Origin of the sequence: Janibacter cremeus (genome assembly GCF_029395675.1) — a bacterium.
Lineage (GTDB): Bacteria > Actinomycetota > Actinomycetes > Actinomycetales > Dermatophilaceae > Janibacter > Janibacter cremeus_A.
In genome coordinates, this window is sequence record NZ_CP115184.1 from 814,651 (window position 1) to 830,635 (window position 15,985).

Consider the following 15,985-nt stretch of genomic DNA (forward strand, 5'->3'; position numbering starts at 1 on the left):
ATCAGGCCCAGCCGAGGTCGTGGAGACGCTGCTCGTCGATACCGACGTGGTGAGCGGCCTCGTGGACGATGGTGATGGCGATCTCCTCGCGCAGCTCGTCCAGGTCGGCACACATGCGCGACAGCGGCCCGCGGAAGAGCACGATCCGATCCGGTAGCGCACCGGCTGCCCAGCCGCCGTCACGCTCGGTCAGGGGAGTGCCGACGTAGATCCCGAGCAGCTGGGCGTTCTCCTCGGGGGAGAAGTCCGGGTCGGCGTACTCGGGTCCGGGCTCGTCCTCGACGAAGAAGGCCACGTTGTCGAGCATCTCGAGCAGCTCAGCGGGCACATCGTCGAGTGCGTCACGGACCGCCGACTCGAAGTCCGCTTCACTGATCTGCATCGTCAGGGCACCTCCGGTTGCAGGGATGGTGTGGGCGTGGCTCGCGCCACGCCGGCACGATGGACGTGGAAGAGGGTGATCCCGAGCAGCAGGAGTCCCAGACTCGTCACCGCGAGGCGGCCGAGAGACGTGGCCGCGACGGGAACGAAGACGCTCGCCAGGACGGCGTTGAGCAGGAGCATGGCGAAGGTCGAGACCGACGCCGCCGTCCCTCGGGCCTGCGGTACCGCATCGAGCAGGGCCAGCTGGTAGACGGGCAGCGAGATGCCGGTCCCGAAGGCGATGGCGGTTGGGCCCACGACCGCCCGGGGCAGGCTCGCCGCTTCCGGACCGAAGGCGAAGACCATGCCGGTCACGGCGCCGGTGATGGCGACGCACTGCCCTGCTGTGATGAGCCGGTGGCCGTCGAACCGGCTGGCCAGACGGGCGTTGGTGAAGGAGCCCAGGACCATCCCGCCGACCATCGGGACGAAGAAGACCCAGAAGTCCTGCGGTCCCTTGCCCAGGAGCGAGACCACGAAGATCGGTGCCGCGGCGATGTAGAGGAACTGCCCGGGGAGGAGAAGGCCTGGGCCGCGGAGAGCACTTGCAAGTTGCGTTGGCGGCTGACGTCCGCGACGTTGCTCAGGATGGAGCGCACGTGCAGGGGAGTGCGCTCCTCGCGCGGATGGCTCTCCGGTAGCAGGACGAGCACGGCGATGGCGATCGTCGCGCCGAAGACGGCCAGGAACCAGAAGATCAGGGGCCACGGCCCGAGCAGCAGCAGCCACCCGCCGATGATCGGGGCGATCGCCGGACCGAGGGCGAAGATCATGGCGACGACGCTCATCAGCTGCTGGGCCCGGGGGCCCTCGAAGAGGTCACGGACAACCGTGCGGGAGACGATCGTCCCGACCCCCGCTGACATCCCCTGCAGCACCCGGAAGACGAGGAGCACCTCCAGAGACGCCGAGAGCGCGCAACCGATGGACGCGAGGGCGTAGACCGCGGCACCGGTGACCATCACCGGCTTGCGGCCCACAGCATCACTGATCGGCCCGTGGAAGAGACTCATGGCCGCGAAGGAAGCCAGATAGGCACTCACGACCAGTTGCATCGCGGCGTCGGAGACCCGGAACAGCTCACCCATGGCCGCGAACGCCGGGAAGGGTGTGTCGATGGAGAAGGGCCCGAAGATGCCCAGCAGCGCCAGGAGGAGCGTCGTCAGGGCCAGCGAGGCAGGTCGCACGGCGCGGCGTGGGCCCCGGAGGAACTCCTCCGGGGCCCACGCCGTTCGCCGACCGGGGGTCAGCGGGAGGTGACCTTGTCGTGCTCGCCCGATTCGATCCGCTCGTGGTCGTGGTCGTGGTGCGCCGCCTCGAGCTCCGCCGGGGTGACCGGCTCGACGGCCCCGCCGAAGTAGAAGTCGTGCAACTTGGCGCGCAACTTGTTCTTGCGTGCACCCTTCTTGTTCTCCACGCCGTTCTCGTCGACGGTCGGCTCTAGCTGCAGCGGGGGAGTGCCCTCGTGCTGGACGAGCGTCCACCGCGTGTACGGGTCGAGCGGCTCGTGGACCTCGTGGAACTCGCCGTCGGCGCTGCGCTCGATCCGACCCGTCTCGCGACCGTGGAGGACGAGGTCGCGGTCGTGCCGCTGGAGGCTCAGGCACAGGCGCCGCGTCGCCCAGAACGCAATGACCGGGCCGACGAAGGTCAGCACGCGCAGTGCCCACGTGATGTCATTGATCGACATCCCGAACTGGATCGCCATGATGTCGTTGCTCGTGGCGAACATGAGCACACCGTAGAGCGTCAGTGCAGCCATGCCCAAGCCGGTGCGCGTCGGAGCGTTGCGCGGGCGGTCGAGCAGGTGGTGCTCGCGCTTGTCGCCGGTGACCCAGGCCTCGATGAACGGGTAGGCGATCATTCCTGCGTAGAAGGCCGGGATGACGAGCAGGGCACCGATGATGACCGGCCACGCCCACGTGAACCCGAAGGTCTCGAACTCGAGGAAACCGGGCAGGAGCCGGAGGGCACCATCGGGGAAGGCCATGTACCAGTCCGGCTGGGTACCCGCGGTCGTCGCATTCGGCTCGTAGGGACCGTGGACCCAGACGGCGTTGATCTGCACCAGCGACGAGATGAGTGCGATCCCGCCGAAGACGATGAAGAAGAAGCCTCCGGCCTTCGCCGCGTACACCGGCATGACGGGGAAGCCCACGACGTTGTCATTCGTCTTGCCCGGGCCGGGGTACTGGGTGTGTTTCTGCAGCGCCACGAGGACGATGTGCACCGTGAAGAGTCCGATGAGCAGTGCCGGCAGCAGCAGGATGTGGACCGAGTACAGTCGCGGAATGATGTCCATGCCCGGGAAGGTGCCACCGAACAGCGCATAGCTGAGATAACTGCCGATGACCGGCGCGGCCACCATGAAGCCCTGGGCGACGCGCAGGCCCGTACCAGAGAGTAGGTCGTCCGGGAGCGAATAACCCGCGAAGCCCTCAACGAGCGCGAGGAGGGACAGGATGCAGCCGATGACCCAGTTGATCTCGCGCGGCTTGCGGAAGGCGCCGGTGAAGAACACGCGGAGCATGTGCACCGACAACGCGACGATGAACAGCAGCGCGGACCAGTGGTGGATCTGGCGGATGAGCAGCCCGCCCTTGATGTCGAACGAGATGTCCAAGGTCGAGGCGTAGGCGCGGGACATCTCCACGCCCTGCAGTGGGACGTAACTGCCCTCGTAGGTGGTGTGGGCCATCGACGGGTCGAACCAGAAGGTCAGGAATACCCCGGTGAGCATGCACACGATCATCGAGTACATTGCGATCTCGCCGAGCATGAAGGACCAGTGGTCGGGAAAGACCTTCTTCATCAGGTAGCCGACGCCCTTGGCGGCGCCCGTCCGGTCATCGATCCAGCCGGCGACGCCGCCGACCTTCTTCATACCAGCGGACGTGGGCGTCGCAGCCGGTGCGTCACCAGAACGCAGGCCGTCGGCGGGACGAGCATTGGCGGCCATGATCAACCACGCTCCCAGAAGCTCGGGCCGACCGGTTCCTGGAAGGGCTGGTCGGCGATCAGGTAACCCTCGCTGTCGACGGTGATCTTCAGCTGTGGCATTGGACGTCCTGCGGGCCCGAAGACGACCTCGCAGTCGTTGGTGACATCGAATGTGGACTGGTGGCACGGGCAGAGCAGGTGGTGTGTCGTCTGCTCGTACAGGCCGACGGGGCAGCCGACATGGGTGCAGATCTTGGAGTAGGCCACGATGCCCTCGTACCCCCATGCGCGGGCCTTGCGTCCCTGCTCGGTCTCCTGGAAGTCCTTGGGGTCCAGGCGCATGAGCAGGACCGACGAATAACTCATCTTGTTGAGTTTGTCCTCACTGTCCAGCAGACCTTCGGGCTGAATGTGGAAAACCGACCCGATAGTGACGTCCGCGGGCTTGATCGGCGTGTTCTCCGGGTCCCGCATCAGGCGCAGCTGGTTGGATCGGCCGTTTTCGCTCTTGTCCCAGAAGGTGACCGAGAGATCGTTGCGCGGCAACGGACCCAGCGATCCGACGATTTGCACGAGCAGCGGCAGGGCGAAGAGGCCCATCGCGCCACCGAAGGTCGCTTTGAGCAGCGGACGACGCGTCAACTGGGAGGACTCGCCGCCCTCCACCATCGTGGCGACGAAGTCCTGGCGGGCCTCGTCCTTCGAGCGCAGCGGGTGACGCATCTCGACGACCTCGGTGTCGGGCATGAGGGTCTTGGCCCAGTGGACCGCACCCAGTCCGATACCCAGCAGGCTCAGTGAAAGGCCGAGACCCAGCAGGAGGTTCGACAGGCGCATCTCGTTGGTGATCGGTACCCAGACCTGGGTTCCGGTGTCGACGAGCAGGTAGGCGACGATGAACAGCACCGTGCCGAGGATCGACACGAGGAAGAGCAGCGCCACCTGGCGCTCAGCGCGCTTCGCGGCCCGCTCGTCCAGGTCTGCGTTGCGCAGGACGTGCGGCGGGAGGCCGGGGTTGGCGAACTGCTCCGGGACACCACCGGTGCCCTGCACGTGGCCCTGGTCGAGGCGCACGGGCTCGGAGCCGCCGGGCTCCTCCGGCTGCGCTCCCGTCGGGGTGTGCTCACTCATCTGTCGTGGGTCCTGTCTGTGTGGCGTGTTGTCAGGTGGGTCAGGCGGACTTCTGGCCGAGCCAGACTGCAGCTGCGACGAGCATGCCGAGCCCGATGGTCCAGACGAAGAGGCCCTCGGGGACGGGACCGTAACCACCGAGGCCGTTGCCGCCGGGGTTGCCGGCCTCCTCCATGGCTTCGATGTAGGCGATCACGTCGCGCTTGTCCTCGGGGTCGAGGTTGGCGTCGTTGAAGACCGGCATGCTCTGCGGGCCGGTGACCATCGCCTCGTAAATGTACTTGCCGGAGACGCCCGTGACGGGCGGTGCGTCCTTGCCGCGGGTGAGGGCACCGCCGGCGCCGGCACTGGAGTGGCACATGGCGCAGTTGACGCGGAAGATCTCGCCGCCCCTGCCCGGGTCGCCCTTTGAGCCGTCCGTGTACTTCTCCGGGGGAACGGCCGGGCCGGCTCCGAGGGTGGCCACGTAGGCGCCGACGTCGGCGATCTCCTCGTCGGAGAACTTCACGCGGATGTTGCCTGGGGCCTGCACGTCAGGAGCGGCCATGGGCATGCGGCCGGTACCCATCTGGAAGTCGACGGAGGCGGCACCGACGCCCGCCAGGCTCGGACCGGCGCCCTCGACGCCCAGACCGTTGGCCCCGTGGCAGGTGGCACAGTTGGCCGTGAAGAGCTTCTTGCCCTTCTCGACGCTGTCGGCGGCGGCCACGGTGGCCTGCGCGTCCTTCGGGGCCACGGCCGAGTAGGCCGTGCCGGTGACGAGCAGACCCAGCATGAGCAGCAGGGCGATCGCCGCGGGGTGACGGCGAGTGAGCTTCGGCATGGAGTGTCCTGTCGTGCGGTGTCGTCGGGAGGGCATCTGCATCATCCGAGGAGGTAGATGGCTGCGAAGAGGGCGATCCACACGACGTCGACGAAGTGCCAGTAGTAGGAGGTGACGATGGCACCGGTCTGCTGCGAGTGGCTGTAGTTACGGGTGGTGTAGGTGCGGCCGATGATCAGGAGGAAGGCGATGAGCCCGCCGGTGACGTGGATGCCGTGCAGGCCGGTGGTCAGGTAGAAGACCGACGCCCACGAGTCGCTGGCGATGTTGACGCCCTCGGAGACGAGGGTGGCGTACTCGAGGATCTGGCCGGAGACGAAGACGGCCCCGAAGATGTAGGTGAGGAAGTACCACTCGCGCATGCCCCAGCCGGCGACGTTGAGCAGTGACCCGGTGCGCGACTTCTGGCCGTGCTCGGCCCTGAGGACACCCAACTGGCACCACACGGAGGAGATCACGAGGACCAGGGTGTTCGCGGCGGCGAACGGGACGTTCAGCAACTCGGTGTTCTGCTCCCACAGCTCGGGTCGCATCGATCGGACCGTGAAGAAGATGGCGAACAGTCCGGCGAAGAACATCAGCTCGCTGGAGAGCCAGACTATCGTGCCGACCGAAGCCATGTTGGGTCGACTCACCGGCCCCATGGAGGGGTCCGCGATCGGGTGCTTGGACGCGTCTGACGGCAGGGAGGTTGCAGTGGCCACGCGCCCCATTATGTATCCCCTGTCCACCGAATGTGCGCCGCCCCCCTCCGCGAGTCCCGTCACGCCTGCGAACGCTAGGATCTGGGGCATGACCGGTACCCCGCAGACGACTAGTTCCCGGCCCGCAGAGGGCGTCGGCCCGCACGCCACGGAGGTCACTTCGACCGCCGTCCGGCTGCTGCTGTACAGCGACAACATCACCACCCGTGATGCGGTCCGTGCAGCCGTGGGCCGGCGCCCCGCCCGCGACGTCGAGGTGAAGTCCTGGCTGGAGTGCGCCACGGCACCCGCCGTCGTCTCGGCCGTGGAGGCGGGCGGGCTCGACCTGCTCATCCTCGACGGGGAGGCCGCGAAGGTCGGTGGGCTCGGTCTGTGCCGACAGCTGAAGCTCGAGGTCTACAACTGCCCGCCCGTGCTGGTCCTCACCGGACGCCCGCAGGACGGGTGGTTGGCGACGTGGTCGATGGCCGAGGGGTCGGTTCCGCACCCCCTGGACCCGATCGTCGTCGCGGACGCGGTGGCGGACCTGGCCCGGGGCGTGGCCCGCCGATGAGCGGCGCGGCCACCCACACCTGGCCCCAGCTGCTCACCAGCCTCCTGTGCGGGCGCGACCTCAGCGCCGCCGAGACCTCGTGGGCGATGGGTCAGGTCATGTCCGGTGACGCCGCACCCACCCAGATCGCCGGTTTCCTCGTCGCACTGCGGGCGAAGGGGGAGACCGTCACCGAGCTGCGTGCCCTGGCCGACGTCATGCTCGAGCACGCGCGGCCGATCTCGGTCGCGGGCCCGACGCTGGACATCGTCGGCACCGGCGGTGACATGGCCGGCACGGTCAACATCTCGACGATGTCCTCCATCGCGATCGCCGCGACCGGGGTACGCGTGGTCAAGCACGGCAACCGCGCGGCCTCCTCGAAGTCCGGCTCGGCCGACGTCCTCGAGGCGCTCGGGGTCACCCTCTCCCTGCCGACGGAGGTCGTGGCGGAGGTCGCCGAGCGGGCCGGCATCACGTTCTGTTTCGCGCAGTCCTTCCACCCCTCCTTCCGGCACACCGCGATCCCGCGGCGTGACCTCGGGATCGGTACCGCACTCAACGTCCTCGGTCCGATGACCAACCCGGCCCGTCCGACCTACTCGGTCGTGGGCGTGGCCGACGCGCGGGTCGCTCCGCTCATGGCCGGCGTCTTCGCCCAGCGGGGGACGGACGCCCTCGTCTTCCGCGGCGACGACGGGCTCGACGAGCTCACGGTCGCCGACGGGTCGCACGTGTGGTGGGTGGCCAGCGGCGAGATCACCGAGGTGCACCTCACCCCCGAGCAGGTGGGCCTGGACCGCAGCCCCTTGGACTCGCTGCGCGGGGGCGACGCCGAGCAGAACGCAGAGGTCGCCCGGCGGCTCTTCGCCGGAGAGCGCGGACCCGTCCGCGACGCCGTGGTGCTCAACGCCGGGGCCGCGGTGGCCCTGGCGCAGGCCGGACCGGGGGCTCCCGCCGACCCGCTCGCCGCGATCCGCAGCGGCATGGACACGATCGAGACGGTGCTCGACTCCGGGCGTGCCCAGGAGCAGCTCCAGCGCTGGGTCGACGCGACCCGGGACGTGGCAACCGCTTAGGACGACGACCATTGGCAGAAAGCGTCAAGGATGGAATGACCTGCAACAGGCGGTGAGACGGTAGTTCGTGGATTCATGCGTGTTGTGTGGCGTCGCATGTTCGGTCGCGCAGTGTGGTTGTTTCCAGCTGGATGGTGGCGTGGTCGAAGGAGACGGGGAAGTGTTCCTTCATGCAGGAGCGGATCTGCTTGAGGATCTGGGGTGCGTGCCCGGATTCGAAGCATTGGTCGTCGATGACGACGTGGGCGGAGATGACGGGCAGGTCCGTGCCGATGGTGGAGGCGTGCAGGTCGTGGACCTCCTTGACGTGGTCCAGCTCGAGGACGTGTGCTCGTACGACGTCGAGGTCGACGCCTTTGGGGGTGAACTCCATCAGGACGCGTGTGGTCTCGCGCAGCAGTTTGAGAGCGCGGGGCAGGATGAGGGCGGCGATTAACAGCGCGGCGAAAGTGTCCGCGCGCTGGAATCCGGTGGTGGAGATGACGATGGCCGCCACGATCACCCCGATGGAACCCAGGGCGTCGTTGAGAACCTCGAGGAAGGCGGCGCGCATGTTGAAGTTGGCCTCACGGCCGGAGGCCAGAACCAGCATGGCGGCGAGGTTCGCGACCAAACCGATCACTCCGAAGACCAGCAGTTCCGCGCCCGGCACCTGGGTGGGCTCGAAGAGTCTGCGCACTCCTTCGACCGCGGCGTAGGTCCCGACCACCAGGAGCAGTGCGGCTTGCCCCAGTGCGGCGAGGACTTCGATGCGGGCGAATCCCCAGGTGCGCTTGCTGCTGGGTGGTCGCAGCATCATGGTGGAGGCCATGACGGCAACCAGCAGACCGCTGGAGTCGGCCAAGGCGTGGGCAGTGTCTGTCAGCAGCGCCAGGCTGCCGGTGATGACGCTGCCCACTGCTTGGGCCACGACGATGATGGTGGTGAGACCGAAGGCGACGAGCAGTCGGTTGCGCAGGGCGCGGCTCGGCTGTCCTGAGGTGTGTGCGTGGTTGTGGTCGGCGCCCATTACAAAGTCTCTGCAACCAAGTCGTCGTGGTCGCGGTGATCGCGCAGCGACAGCAGCACCCCGGATGCGCTGAGCAGAGCGTCGGCGTCCTCCAGCAGGGCCGCAAGCCGCACGGGATCAGCCAGCGAGAACCATGAGGCGCGACCCTCGGTGCGCAGGGTCACCAGACCGCAGTCACGCAGGCAGGCCAGGTGCTTGCTGACAGTGGACTGAGCCAGGTGCATGTGGTCCACCAGGTCACGGACGCGGTGCTCGCCATTGGCGAGGTGCTCCAACAACGCCAGTCGCGTCGGCTCGGCCAAGGCGTGGAACAGTGCGGCACGGGCGCCGCGGTCTTCCATCCCGGCTGCTTCGTCAAGAGCACCGTTAATCGTCATACAGCGATGCTAGCACCTGGTAGCGATGATACCCACCTCCCGCGCAACCCGACCGGCCGGCGGCCAGATTGGTCAGCAGTCGATGTATAGTCACTGCATGCTGAACATTGAACGGCACTTGGATGTGATCAACCGGCTGGGGAGGGCGATGGCGGATCCGACGCGGGCGCGGATCCTGGTCGCGCTGCTGCAGGGCCCGGGTTACCCGGCCGAGCTGGCCCGCGACCTTGGTCTCAGTCGCACCAATGTCTCGAATCATCTGGCCTGTCTGCGGGGCTGCGGGATCGTGGTGACGGCACCCGAAGGTCGCCGCATGCGGTACGAGATCGCTGATGCGCACCTGACGCGCGCGTTGGAATCGTTGCTGGACGTGGTCCTCGCGGTCGATGACGGCATCCCGTGCATCGACGAGCACTGCGAGTGTTGCGGAACCGTCCCTGGTGCCGGCGCCGCCGGTGTTCAGGAGGTCGGGCAGTGAGTGACGAGTGCTGCGGACCGGCCGTCCCAGGGGGTGCGGGAGCGGCCACCGGCGACAGCGAGGTCGAGGAGCTGGCGCCCTGGTGGCGTGATCGTGCGCTGGCGCTGCCTCTGGCGGCGGGTGTGCTGTGGGTGACGGGTCTGCTGCTGGAGCAGGCCGGGCTGGGGACCGTGGCGTTGATCGCCTACGCGATCGGGCTGGCAGCGGGAGCGTGGACCTTCGCCCCGGGTGCTGTGCGTCGCCTGGTCACCGGTCGGGGTCAGGGCCGCTTGGGCGTGGGTCTGCTGATGACGATCGCCGCCACCGGGGCGGTGCTGCTGGGCCACGTGGGTGAGGCCGCCGCGCTGGCCTTCCTGTTCTCGATCGCCGAGGCGCTGGAGGACCGCGCGATGGACCGCGCCCGGCACGGTCTGCGGGCCCTGCTGTCCCTGATCCCCGAGACCGCGCTGATCGCTGGCCCCGACGGTGACAGGCAGATTGCAGCCACCGAGGTCCGCCGTGGCGACGTCCTGCTCGTCGGGGCCGGGGAGCGGGTGAGCACGGACGGCGTCGTTGCCTCCGGCCACTCGTGGCTGGATACCTCGGCGATCACGGGCGAGTCGATCCCCGTCGATGTCGCTCCCGGCGATGCGGTGTCGGCCGGGTCGGTCAACACCTCCGGCGCTCTGCGGGTCACCGCAACCGCCGACGGGCGGGACAACTCGCTGACCCACATGGTCCGGCTCGTGGAGCAGGCGCACGCCGAGAAGGGGGAACGCGCCCGCCTTGCCGACCGCATCGCACGGCCCTTGGTTCCGTTGGTGCTGCTCGCCGCGCTCCTGGTCGCAGCCTTCGGGTTCGTGGTGGGCGATCCTCAGACCTGGGTCGAACGCGCCCTGGTGGTGCTTGTCGCGGCCTCGCCCTGCGCACTGGCCATCGCGGTCCCGGTGACCGTGATCTCGGCCATCGGCTCGGCCAGCAAGTTCGGGGTCATCATCAAGTCGGGGGCGGCGTTCGAGCAGCTGGGAACGATCCGTACGGTGGCCTTCGACAAAACCGGCACGCTGACCCGCAACGAACCCCGCGTGGTGGCGACTGCCGCTGCGGATGATCACACCGACGCCGAGGTCCTGGCCATGGCAGCGGCCCTGGAGGCCACCAGCAGGCACCCGCTCGCGACAGCCGTGGTCGCTTCTTCGCCGGACCACCCCGGGGCCAGCGACGTGCACGAGCACGCCGGGCACGGGGTGAGCGGGCTGGTGCAGGGCCGCCGAGTGCGGGTGGGCAGCCCCCGTTGGGTCGAGCCGCAGTCGCTGGCTGATCGTGCCGACGAGATGGCCGACGAGGGCATGAGCATCGTCGTGGTCGAGGCCGACGGCCGGGCGTGCGGGCTGATCGGGATCCGCGACGAGCTGCGCGCCGAGGCGGCAGAGGCAGTCAGTGCCCTGCACGAGCAGGGCGTGTCCACGCTCATGCTGACCGGCGACAACTCCCGCACCGCGCACGCCATCGCCCAGGAAGCAGGCATCCGGGACGTGTACGCGGACACCTTGCCTCAGGACAAGGCCGAGCACATCCGCCGCTCCATGGACCGCACACCCACCGCGATGATCGGTGACGGCATCAACGATGCACCCGCCCTGGCATCGGCCACCGTGGGTATCGCGATGGGAGCCAGTGGTTCGGCCGCCGCCGTCGAGTCGGCCGATGTCGCCTTCACCGGCCACGACCTTCGTCTGCTGCCGCTAGCGTTGGCGCACGCGCGCCGGGGCCGGACCATCATGACCCAGAACGTGATCCTATCCGTGGCCCTGATCGTGGTCCTCTTCCCGATGGCCCTGTTCGGCGTGCTGGGACTGGCGGCTGTTGTACTGGTCCACGAGGTCGCCGAGGTCATCGTCATCGCCAACGGCCTCAGGGCCACCCGTGCCCGGCGACCCACGGTGCCACCGCGCGGCCCAGGCGTCCCCGCCAGTACCAGCAGCACCCGTCCCGTGAAGGCAGGAAACCGTTGAGCAAGAGCCTGAAGTTGTCCGTGGCCATGATCGTGACCGTCATCGTGGCCCTGACCGCCGCGGTGGTGCTCAGCCGCCCCGGCGACTCTGCCGCCCCCAGCAGCTCCGGCTCCGGTGATGGCGCTTCCGCGCCGCTGGTGCGCGAGGACAGTCCCCGCCTGACCTCGGGCGAGGACGCGGTCTTCGTGGAGTTCCTCGACTTCGAGTGCGAGGCCTGCGGCGCAGCGCACCCGGTCATCAAGGACCTGCGCGAGAAGTACGGCGACCGGGTCACCTTCGTCGTGCGCCACATGCCCCTGCACGGCAACTCGATGAACGCCGCCCTGGCCGCAGAAGCCGCCGCCGAACAAGGCGAGTTCGAGGCCATGCACGACAAGCTCTTCCAGACCCAGACCGAATGGAGCCACCAGGAAGCCTCACAGATGGAGACATTCACCGGGTACGCCAAGGAGCTGGGCCTGGACATGGAGCAGTTCCGCGCCGACCTAGATGACCCCGCCCTGAAGGAACGCATCGAGCAGAGCAAGCAAGACGCCATGAACCTGGGCGTCACCGGGACGCCGACCTTCTTCCTCGACGGCGAGAAGCTCGAGCCCACCACCGTCGCCGACCTCGAAACCGCGCTCGATGCCGCAGTCGATGACTGATCCGACTACACAGGCCGCCGCCACTTCTGGGCCCGCCGACCGCGGACTCGGGCTGCTCTACCTCACCGGGGGCTTGCTCGGTCTCGTCGCAGCCGTGGTGCTGCTCGTGGAGAGCATCGCCCTGCTGAAGAACCCCGACTACGTCCCCACCTGCAGCATCAACCCCATTCTCTCCTGCGGGTCGGTGATGAACACACCCCAAGCAGCAGCGTTCGGGATCCCCAACCCGATCATCGGCGTCGCCGGCTTCGCCGCCCTGTCGATGTTCGCCGTGGTGGTCCTCACCGGCGCCACCATCCGCCCCTGGTTGTGGACGGCCACCCAGGCCAGCGTCACCTTCGCCGTGCTCTTCATCCACTGGCTGATCTACCAGAGCCTCTACGTCATCGGCGCACTGTGCCCCTACTGCATGCTCGTGTGGGTCGTGACCATCGCCGTCTTCTGGCACACCACCATCCACACCCTCCAGCGGAGCAAGAGAAGTCCACGCCGACGCGGGATCGTGGACGTGCTCAACGACTATCGCGGAACAGTCCTCACTGGTTGGTACCTGGTGATCGTCGTGCTCATCGCCCAACGGTTCTGGACGTACTGGATGACTGTCGTCTGATGCCGGGCGCCACGGAATCCTGTGCCCCGCGTAGAGCAGGCGGCCGCACAGAGACATGGCTGCACTCCGAAGGCCGATCTCTCGGCGTGGGCCTCCAGGCGGGCCAAGCCAGGCTGGGCGCCGGGTTCTTCCCGCACCGTCGGACCCCCGCTCGCGAAATGGACCGCCGGTCAGACGGCGCGGCGACGGAGGGCGTGGAGACTCAGTAACGCGATGAGGAGGAGCAGCGCGAGCATCGGGGTGTCGCCCATGCGCGCATAGGGCGTCATGCCGGTACGCAGGGGGACACTGGCACTCAGCAGCTCACGCGTCCCCAGACCGCTGAGTTCGGTCAGCGCACCGTCGGGTCGGATGATGGCCGAGTACCCCGTGGGTGCGGCCTGCAGGACGGTGCGACCGAACTCCTTGGCGCGCAGGCGGGACGCGGCGACCTCGATCGCCGGGACGTCCTGGCCGGTAAAGGACGATGCGCTCGTCGGAGCGAGGACCAGCTGTCCGCCGGCACGCACTGCCGCCGCGACCCTGTCAGCGAAGAACGTCTCGTACGAGATGACGATACCCATCGGGGGCACTCCCCGCGGCTCGAGCACCGCGGGACCACGACCGGCAATGGCGTCGCGCGGCACCAGTCGCGTCAGGTCGCTGAGCGGCTCGACCAGGTCCCGCAACGGGAGGTACTCGCCGAAGGGCACACGGTGGTGCTTCTCGTATCGACCCAGCAGGTTCCCCTCCGGTCCCCACAGGAGGGATGCGTTGCGGAAGCGGTCCCGCCCCTCGGCCTCGGTCGTCCCGACGACGAGATTCGTCCCGAGCCGACGGGCCAGGTCGGCGAAGCGAGCACCCACGGATGTCCGACCTATCGGACCCTCGACGTGGGCGATGCTCTCCGGCATGAGCACGAGATCCGGTGACCCAGTGATGCCACGGGCAGCCCGCAGGTGTTCGGCCGTGGCATCCACCGACTGGATCACGTGCACCCCGCGAGCACCCCCTCCTTGGACGATCGCTGCGTCGAGCGTGCCCGAAGCGGCGGTCCCCACAGCGTCCGGCACTGCCGGTGGCACAGCGACGGCCAGCACCACGCTGACCGCAGCCGCCGCGCGGGTCCGGCTCGAGCCGACGACGAGGGCAACTCCCGCGGCTCCGGTCAACGCCGCGAGACCGGTCACCAGCAGGGAACCACCGAGAGGTGCCGCGCCCATGAACGGCCCGTCGACCTGGCTGAAGCCCAGCGACGGCAGCGGAAATCCGCCGAATGGGAAGCGGTTCTGGACCGCCTCCAGCAACACGAGCGCGGCGGGGGTGGCCAGCCACCAGCCCGGCCACACGTGCTGTCCGGTGATCGTGCCCGCCCGTGTCGGGACTGCGAACGACACCGCTGCGACGAGTACCAGCAGTGCTGTCTCGAGCGCGACGACGGCCAGGTAACCGGCACCCGTGAAATCAGTGAGCCAGCGCAGGGCCATGCCGTAATGGACCACTCCACCCAGCGCACCGAGCCACAGACGCTCACGCAGCGGACGACCGGCCAGGGCCAGCATGAATGCAGCGGTCCCCAGCGGGAAAAGCACCCACCACCCGCGCGGTGGCAACGCCAACCACCAGAGGGTCGCAGCGCCCACCATCAGGGCGGCACCCGGCGCCAACCCACGTGAGGTCGCGCTCCTCGTTCGCCGCACGGTGTCGGGGAGGCGGAAACCGATGCTCATCGATCAGGAGAGGGCGACGAGCATCGCACGGGCAACTACGTCGGACAGGATGGTCACCGCTAGGACGCTAGTTGCCGACGGCCGGATTTGGCCAAACGACGGTGACGCCTGAGGGCTTCAAAGCCGGGTGAAGGCGGAGGCAGCGGAGCGAGAAGATGCCATGGATCTCTCGGGGACGCCGACGTTTGTCAAGCCAGGTAGACGGATACGAGGGCAAACAGGGCGAAGCCGCCGGTCAGGAAGACTGGGTCGAGACGACTCGTCTGGCCCTCGTGGGCCTTGGAGATCATCTCCTCCACCACGACGCTGGTAAGGATCCCGCCAGTTAGAGCCAGCACGGACAACGTGGCCAGTTCGGGGGCATCCCGAAGCGCGAAGTAGCCCAGGGCGGCTCCGAGGAGGATGGGGACGGCGAAGGCCGACGACATCACCAGCCGGCTGGTGCGGGGCGTGCCAGCCCTACGCAGGGTCGCCACGGCGGCGAATCCCTCGGGTACATCGGCGGGGACCTGACCCAAGGCAAGCAGCAGCCCCAGCCGGGGGTCCACCAGCGTGCCGGTGCCGATCATCACCCCGTCGCTGAACAGGTCGATCGCCACCCCGGAGTAGATGGCCAGCGGGCCGGTGCCACCCTCTTGTCCGCCGACGCGGCGGCGGATCTTGGCGATGGCGCGCTCCAGCCCTATGAAGACGGCTCCGCCGACCAGGAAGGCCGCGATCGGTACCCACGGGGTCTGCGCGTTCAGGGCCTGTGGCATCATTTCCAGCCCGACCACTGCCAACACGATGCCCGCCGCCAGGTGCAGTGCCAGACTCAGAGTCCGGGCGGAGATCCGGAACAACTCCGCGGCCACACCACCCAAGAAGTTGCCCAGCGTCGGCAACGCGGCCAAGACCAGCACCAGCACGAACCCATCCGGCACGGTCAACTCCTTCCCATTGGCAGCACGAGCCCAGCGGGGGCCTCCATCCTATGTGGCCCGCCTATCCCATCCAGGACTCGTGGTGATGAAACCCTCCAGACGAGCCCTGTCGGCTGGCAGATGAGCTCCACGTCGCCGATGAGTTGGCTCTGCAGCCCTCTGATTAAAGTACTCCCGTCTGCCGGTGAGCAGGAGCAGTCCGACGATGATCAGCAGGATCGCGCCGGCCACGTGAATCCAGCATTGACAACGAGTGACCCCGTGCGGATACCGAACTCAGCGCCCGTGGGCTGCGGCGATGAAGAGGAAGGACGTCCAAGGCAGTGGGCGATGGCGAGAAGGACCCCGCAGGTCATCGATGCGTCACCGGCGAAGTTGAGTGCGAGAAGTGCCCCGACAGTCGGGCCCACGCAGGGCGCCCAGCCGAGGGCGCAACCGCCCCGAGAAGGAGTGCCTTGGCGGCACACGGAAGATTCTCGGAGTTGGGGCGTGTGGTTTCGCGGCAGGTGGCGTCGGTCTCGGAGTGAGTGGTGTCATGCGTTCCGAGCTCGGATCTCGAGTGCGGCGGTTCTCGCGTCGTGAGCGGTCCATGGACACGATGGATGC

At 68.1% G+C, this 15,985-nt stretch carries 17 protein-coding genes; 6 read left to right on the forward strand and 11 right to left on the reverse strand.

The window, feature by feature from the left end:
* Nucleotide 1 precedes the first annotated feature (1 nt).
* Genes O9K63_RS03710 through ctaE form a run of 7 tightly spaced genes read right to left on the reverse strand, consistent with a single transcriptional unit; the run spans nucleotide 2 to nucleotide 6,030 of the window.
* A complete protein-coding gene (locus O9K63_RS03710) occupies nucleotides 2–382 on the reverse strand; it encodes a metallopeptidase family protein (protein WP_277240660.1) in 381 nt (126 codons plus the stop codon).
* Between the two features lie 2 nt (nucleotides 383–384).
* A complete protein-coding gene (locus O9K63_RS03715) occupies nucleotides 385–738 on the reverse strand; it encodes a hypothetical protein (RefSeq protein ID WP_277240662.1) in 354 nt (117 codons plus the stop codon).
* Nucleotides 735–1,610 carry an MFS transporter gene (locus O9K63_RS03720; RefSeq protein WP_277240664.1) on the reverse strand — a complete coding sequence of 292 codons (876 nt, stop codon included), beginning with the start codon at nucleotides 1,608–1,610 and terminating at the stop codon, nucleotides 735–737. Before O9K63_RS03720 ends, O9K63_RS03715 begins: the two co-directional genes overlap by 4 nt.
* Nucleotides 1,611–1,669: 59 nt before the next feature.
* Nucleotides 1,670–3,382, reverse strand: coding sequence for a cytochrome bc1 complex cytochrome b subunit (gene qcrB, locus O9K63_RS03725; RefSeq protein ID WP_277240666.1), 1,713 nt, complete (start codon nucleotides 3,380–3,382; stop codon nucleotides 1,670–1,672).
* Nucleotides 3,383–3,384: 2 nt separating this feature from the next.
* The gene (gene qcrA, locus O9K63_RS03730; RefSeq protein ID WP_277240667.1) at nucleotides 3,385–4,494 is read right to left on the reverse strand and encodes a cytochrome bc1 complex Rieske iron-sulfur subunit; all 1,110 of its coding nucleotides are present in this window, start codon (nucleotides 4,492–4,494) and stop codon (nucleotides 3,385–3,387) included.
* Nucleotides 4,495–4,534: 40 nt separating this feature from the next.
* Nucleotides 4,535–5,317, reverse strand: a complete 783-nt coding sequence (gene qcrC / locus O9K63_RS03735; RefSeq protein ID WP_277240669.1) for a cytochrome bc1 complex diheme cytochrome c subunit — start codon at nucleotides 5,315–5,317, stop codon at nucleotides 4,535–4,537.
* A 41-nt stretch (nucleotides 5,318–5,358) separates the two neighbouring features.
* A complete protein-coding gene (ctaE, locus tag O9K63_RS03740; RefSeq protein ID WP_431190350.1) occupies nucleotides 5,359–6,030 on the reverse strand; it encodes an aa3-type cytochrome oxidase subunit III in 672 nt (223 codons plus the stop codon).
* Nucleotides 6,031–6,109: 79 nt separating this feature from the next.
* Here ctaE and O9K63_RS03745 point away from each other — a divergent pair, with 79 nt between their 5' ends.
* On the forward strand, nucleotides 6,110–6,574 hold the full coding sequence (locus O9K63_RS03745) for a hypothetical protein (RefSeq protein WP_277240671.1): 465 nt from the start codon (nucleotides 6,110–6,112) through the stop codon (nucleotides 6,572–6,574).
* Complete coding sequence (gene trpD / locus O9K63_RS03750) at nucleotides 6,571–7,632, forward strand: anthranilate phosphoribosyltransferase (protein ID WP_277240673.1); 1,062 nt, start codon at nucleotides 6,571–6,573, stop codon at nucleotides 7,630–7,632. The genes O9K63_RS03745 and trpD overlap by 4 nt, the downstream gene beginning before the upstream one ends.
* A gap of 73 nt (nucleotides 7,633–7,705) precedes the next feature.
* Here the strand turns inward: trpD and O9K63_RS03755 are convergent, their stop codons facing one another.
* Nucleotides 7,706–8,641, reverse strand: a complete 936-nt coding sequence (locus tag O9K63_RS03755) for a cation diffusion facilitator family transporter (protein WP_277240675.1) — start codon at nucleotides 8,639–8,641, stop codon at nucleotides 7,706–7,708.
* Nucleotides 8,641–9,018: an ArsR/SmtB family transcription factor gene (locus tag O9K63_RS03760; RefSeq protein WP_277240680.1), complete on the reverse strand. Its 378-nt coding sequence runs from the start codon at nucleotides 9,016–9,018 to the stop codon at nucleotides 8,641–8,643. Before O9K63_RS03760 ends, O9K63_RS03755 begins: the two co-directional genes overlap by 1 nt.
* Before the next feature lie 97 nt (nucleotides 9,019–9,115).
* Between O9K63_RS03760 and cmtR the strand changes: the two genes are divergently transcribed.
* Genes cmtR through O9K63_RS03780 form a run of 4 tightly spaced genes read left to right on the forward strand, consistent with a single transcriptional unit; the run spans nucleotide 9,116 to nucleotide 12,747 of the window.
* The gene (gene cmtR / locus O9K63_RS03765) at nucleotides 9,116–9,496 is read left to right on the forward strand and encodes a Cd(II)/Pb(II)-sensing metalloregulatory transcriptional regulator CmtR (protein WP_277240682.1); all 381 of its coding nucleotides are present in this window, start codon (nucleotides 9,116–9,118) and stop codon (nucleotides 9,494–9,496) included.
* A complete protein-coding gene (locus tag O9K63_RS03770) occupies nucleotides 9,493–11,490 on the forward strand; it encodes a heavy metal translocating P-type ATPase (RefSeq protein ID WP_431190351.1) in 1,998 nt (665 codons plus the stop codon). The genes cmtR and O9K63_RS03770 overlap by 4 nt, the downstream gene beginning before the upstream one ends.
* Nucleotides 11,487–12,137 carry a DsbA family protein gene (locus O9K63_RS03775; RefSeq protein WP_277240683.1) on the forward strand — a complete coding sequence of 217 codons (651 nt, stop codon included), beginning with the start codon at nucleotides 11,487–11,489 and terminating at the stop codon, nucleotides 12,135–12,137. Before O9K63_RS03770 ends, O9K63_RS03775 begins: the two co-directional genes overlap by 4 nt.
* Complete coding sequence (locus tag O9K63_RS03780; RefSeq protein WP_277240685.1) at nucleotides 12,130–12,747, forward strand: vitamin K epoxide reductase family protein; 618 nt, start codon at nucleotides 12,130–12,132, stop codon at nucleotides 12,745–12,747. The genes O9K63_RS03775 and O9K63_RS03780 overlap by 8 nt, the downstream gene beginning before the upstream one ends.
* Before the next feature lie 170 nt (nucleotides 12,748–12,917).
* On the opposite strand, the gene lnt is transcribed toward O9K63_RS03780, so the two are convergent.
* On the reverse strand, nucleotides 12,918–14,372 hold the full coding sequence (gene lnt, locus O9K63_RS03785) for an apolipoprotein N-acyltransferase (protein WP_277240687.1): 1,455 nt from the start codon (nucleotides 14,370–14,372) through the stop codon (nucleotides 12,918–12,920).
* 272 nt (nucleotides 14,373–14,644) lie between these two features.
* Complete coding sequence (locus O9K63_RS03790; protein ID WP_277240689.1) at nucleotides 14,645–15,379, reverse strand: ZIP family metal transporter; 735 nt, start codon at nucleotides 15,377–15,379, stop codon at nucleotides 14,645–14,647.
* Nucleotides 15,380–15,985: the final 606 nt, after the last annotated feature.

What these genes read in the sequence shown, in the direction of transcription:
- O9K63_RS03710 (WP_277240660.1), bottom strand. Translation starts at nt 382, where the DNA reads ATGCAGATCAGTGAAGCGGACTTCGAGTCGGCGGTCCGTGACGCACTC.
- qcrB (WP_277240666.1), bottom strand. Translation starts at nt 3,382, where the DNA reads ATGGCCGCCAATGCTCGTCCCGCCGACGGCCTGCGTTCTGGTGACGCA.
- qcrA (WP_277240667.1), bottom strand. Translation starts at nt 4,494, where the DNA reads ATGAGTGAGCACACCCCGACGGGAGCGCAGCCGGAGGAGCCCGGCGGC.
- qcrC (WP_277240669.1), bottom strand. Translation starts at nt 5,317, where the DNA reads ATGCCGAAGCTCACTCGCCGTCACCCCGCGGCGATCGCCCTGCTGCTC.
- ctaE (WP_431190350.1), bottom strand. Translation starts at nt 6,030, where the DNA reads ATGGGGCGCGTGGCCACTGCAACCTCCCTGCCGTCAGACGCGTCCAAG.
- O9K63_RS03745 (WP_277240671.1), top strand. Translation starts at nt 6,110, where the DNA reads ATGACCGGTACCCCGCAGACGACTAGTTCCCGGCCCGCAGAGGGCGTC.
- trpD (WP_277240673.1), top strand. Translation starts at nt 6,571, where the DNA reads ATGAGCGGCGCGGCCACCCACACCTGGCCCCAGCTGCTCACCAGCCTC.
- O9K63_RS03755 (WP_277240675.1), bottom strand. Translation starts at nt 8,641, where the DNA reads ATGGGCGCCGACCACAACCACGCACACACCTCAGGACAGCCGAGCCGC.
- O9K63_RS03760 (WP_277240680.1), bottom strand. Translation starts at nt 9,018, where the DNA reads ATGACGATTAACGGTGCTCTTGACGAAGCAGCCGGGATGGAAGACCGC.
- cmtR (WP_277240682.1), top strand. Translation starts at nt 9,116, where the DNA reads ATGCTGAACATTGAACGGCACTTGGATGTGATCAACCGGCTGGGGAGG.
- O9K63_RS03780 (WP_277240685.1), top strand. Translation starts at nt 12,130, where the DNA reads ATGACTGATCCGACTACACAGGCCGCCGCCACTTCTGGGCCCGCCGAC.
- lnt (WP_277240687.1), bottom strand. Translation starts at nt 14,372, where the DNA reads ATGGTGGGCGCTGCGACCCTCTGGTGGTTGGCGTTGCCACCGCGCGGG.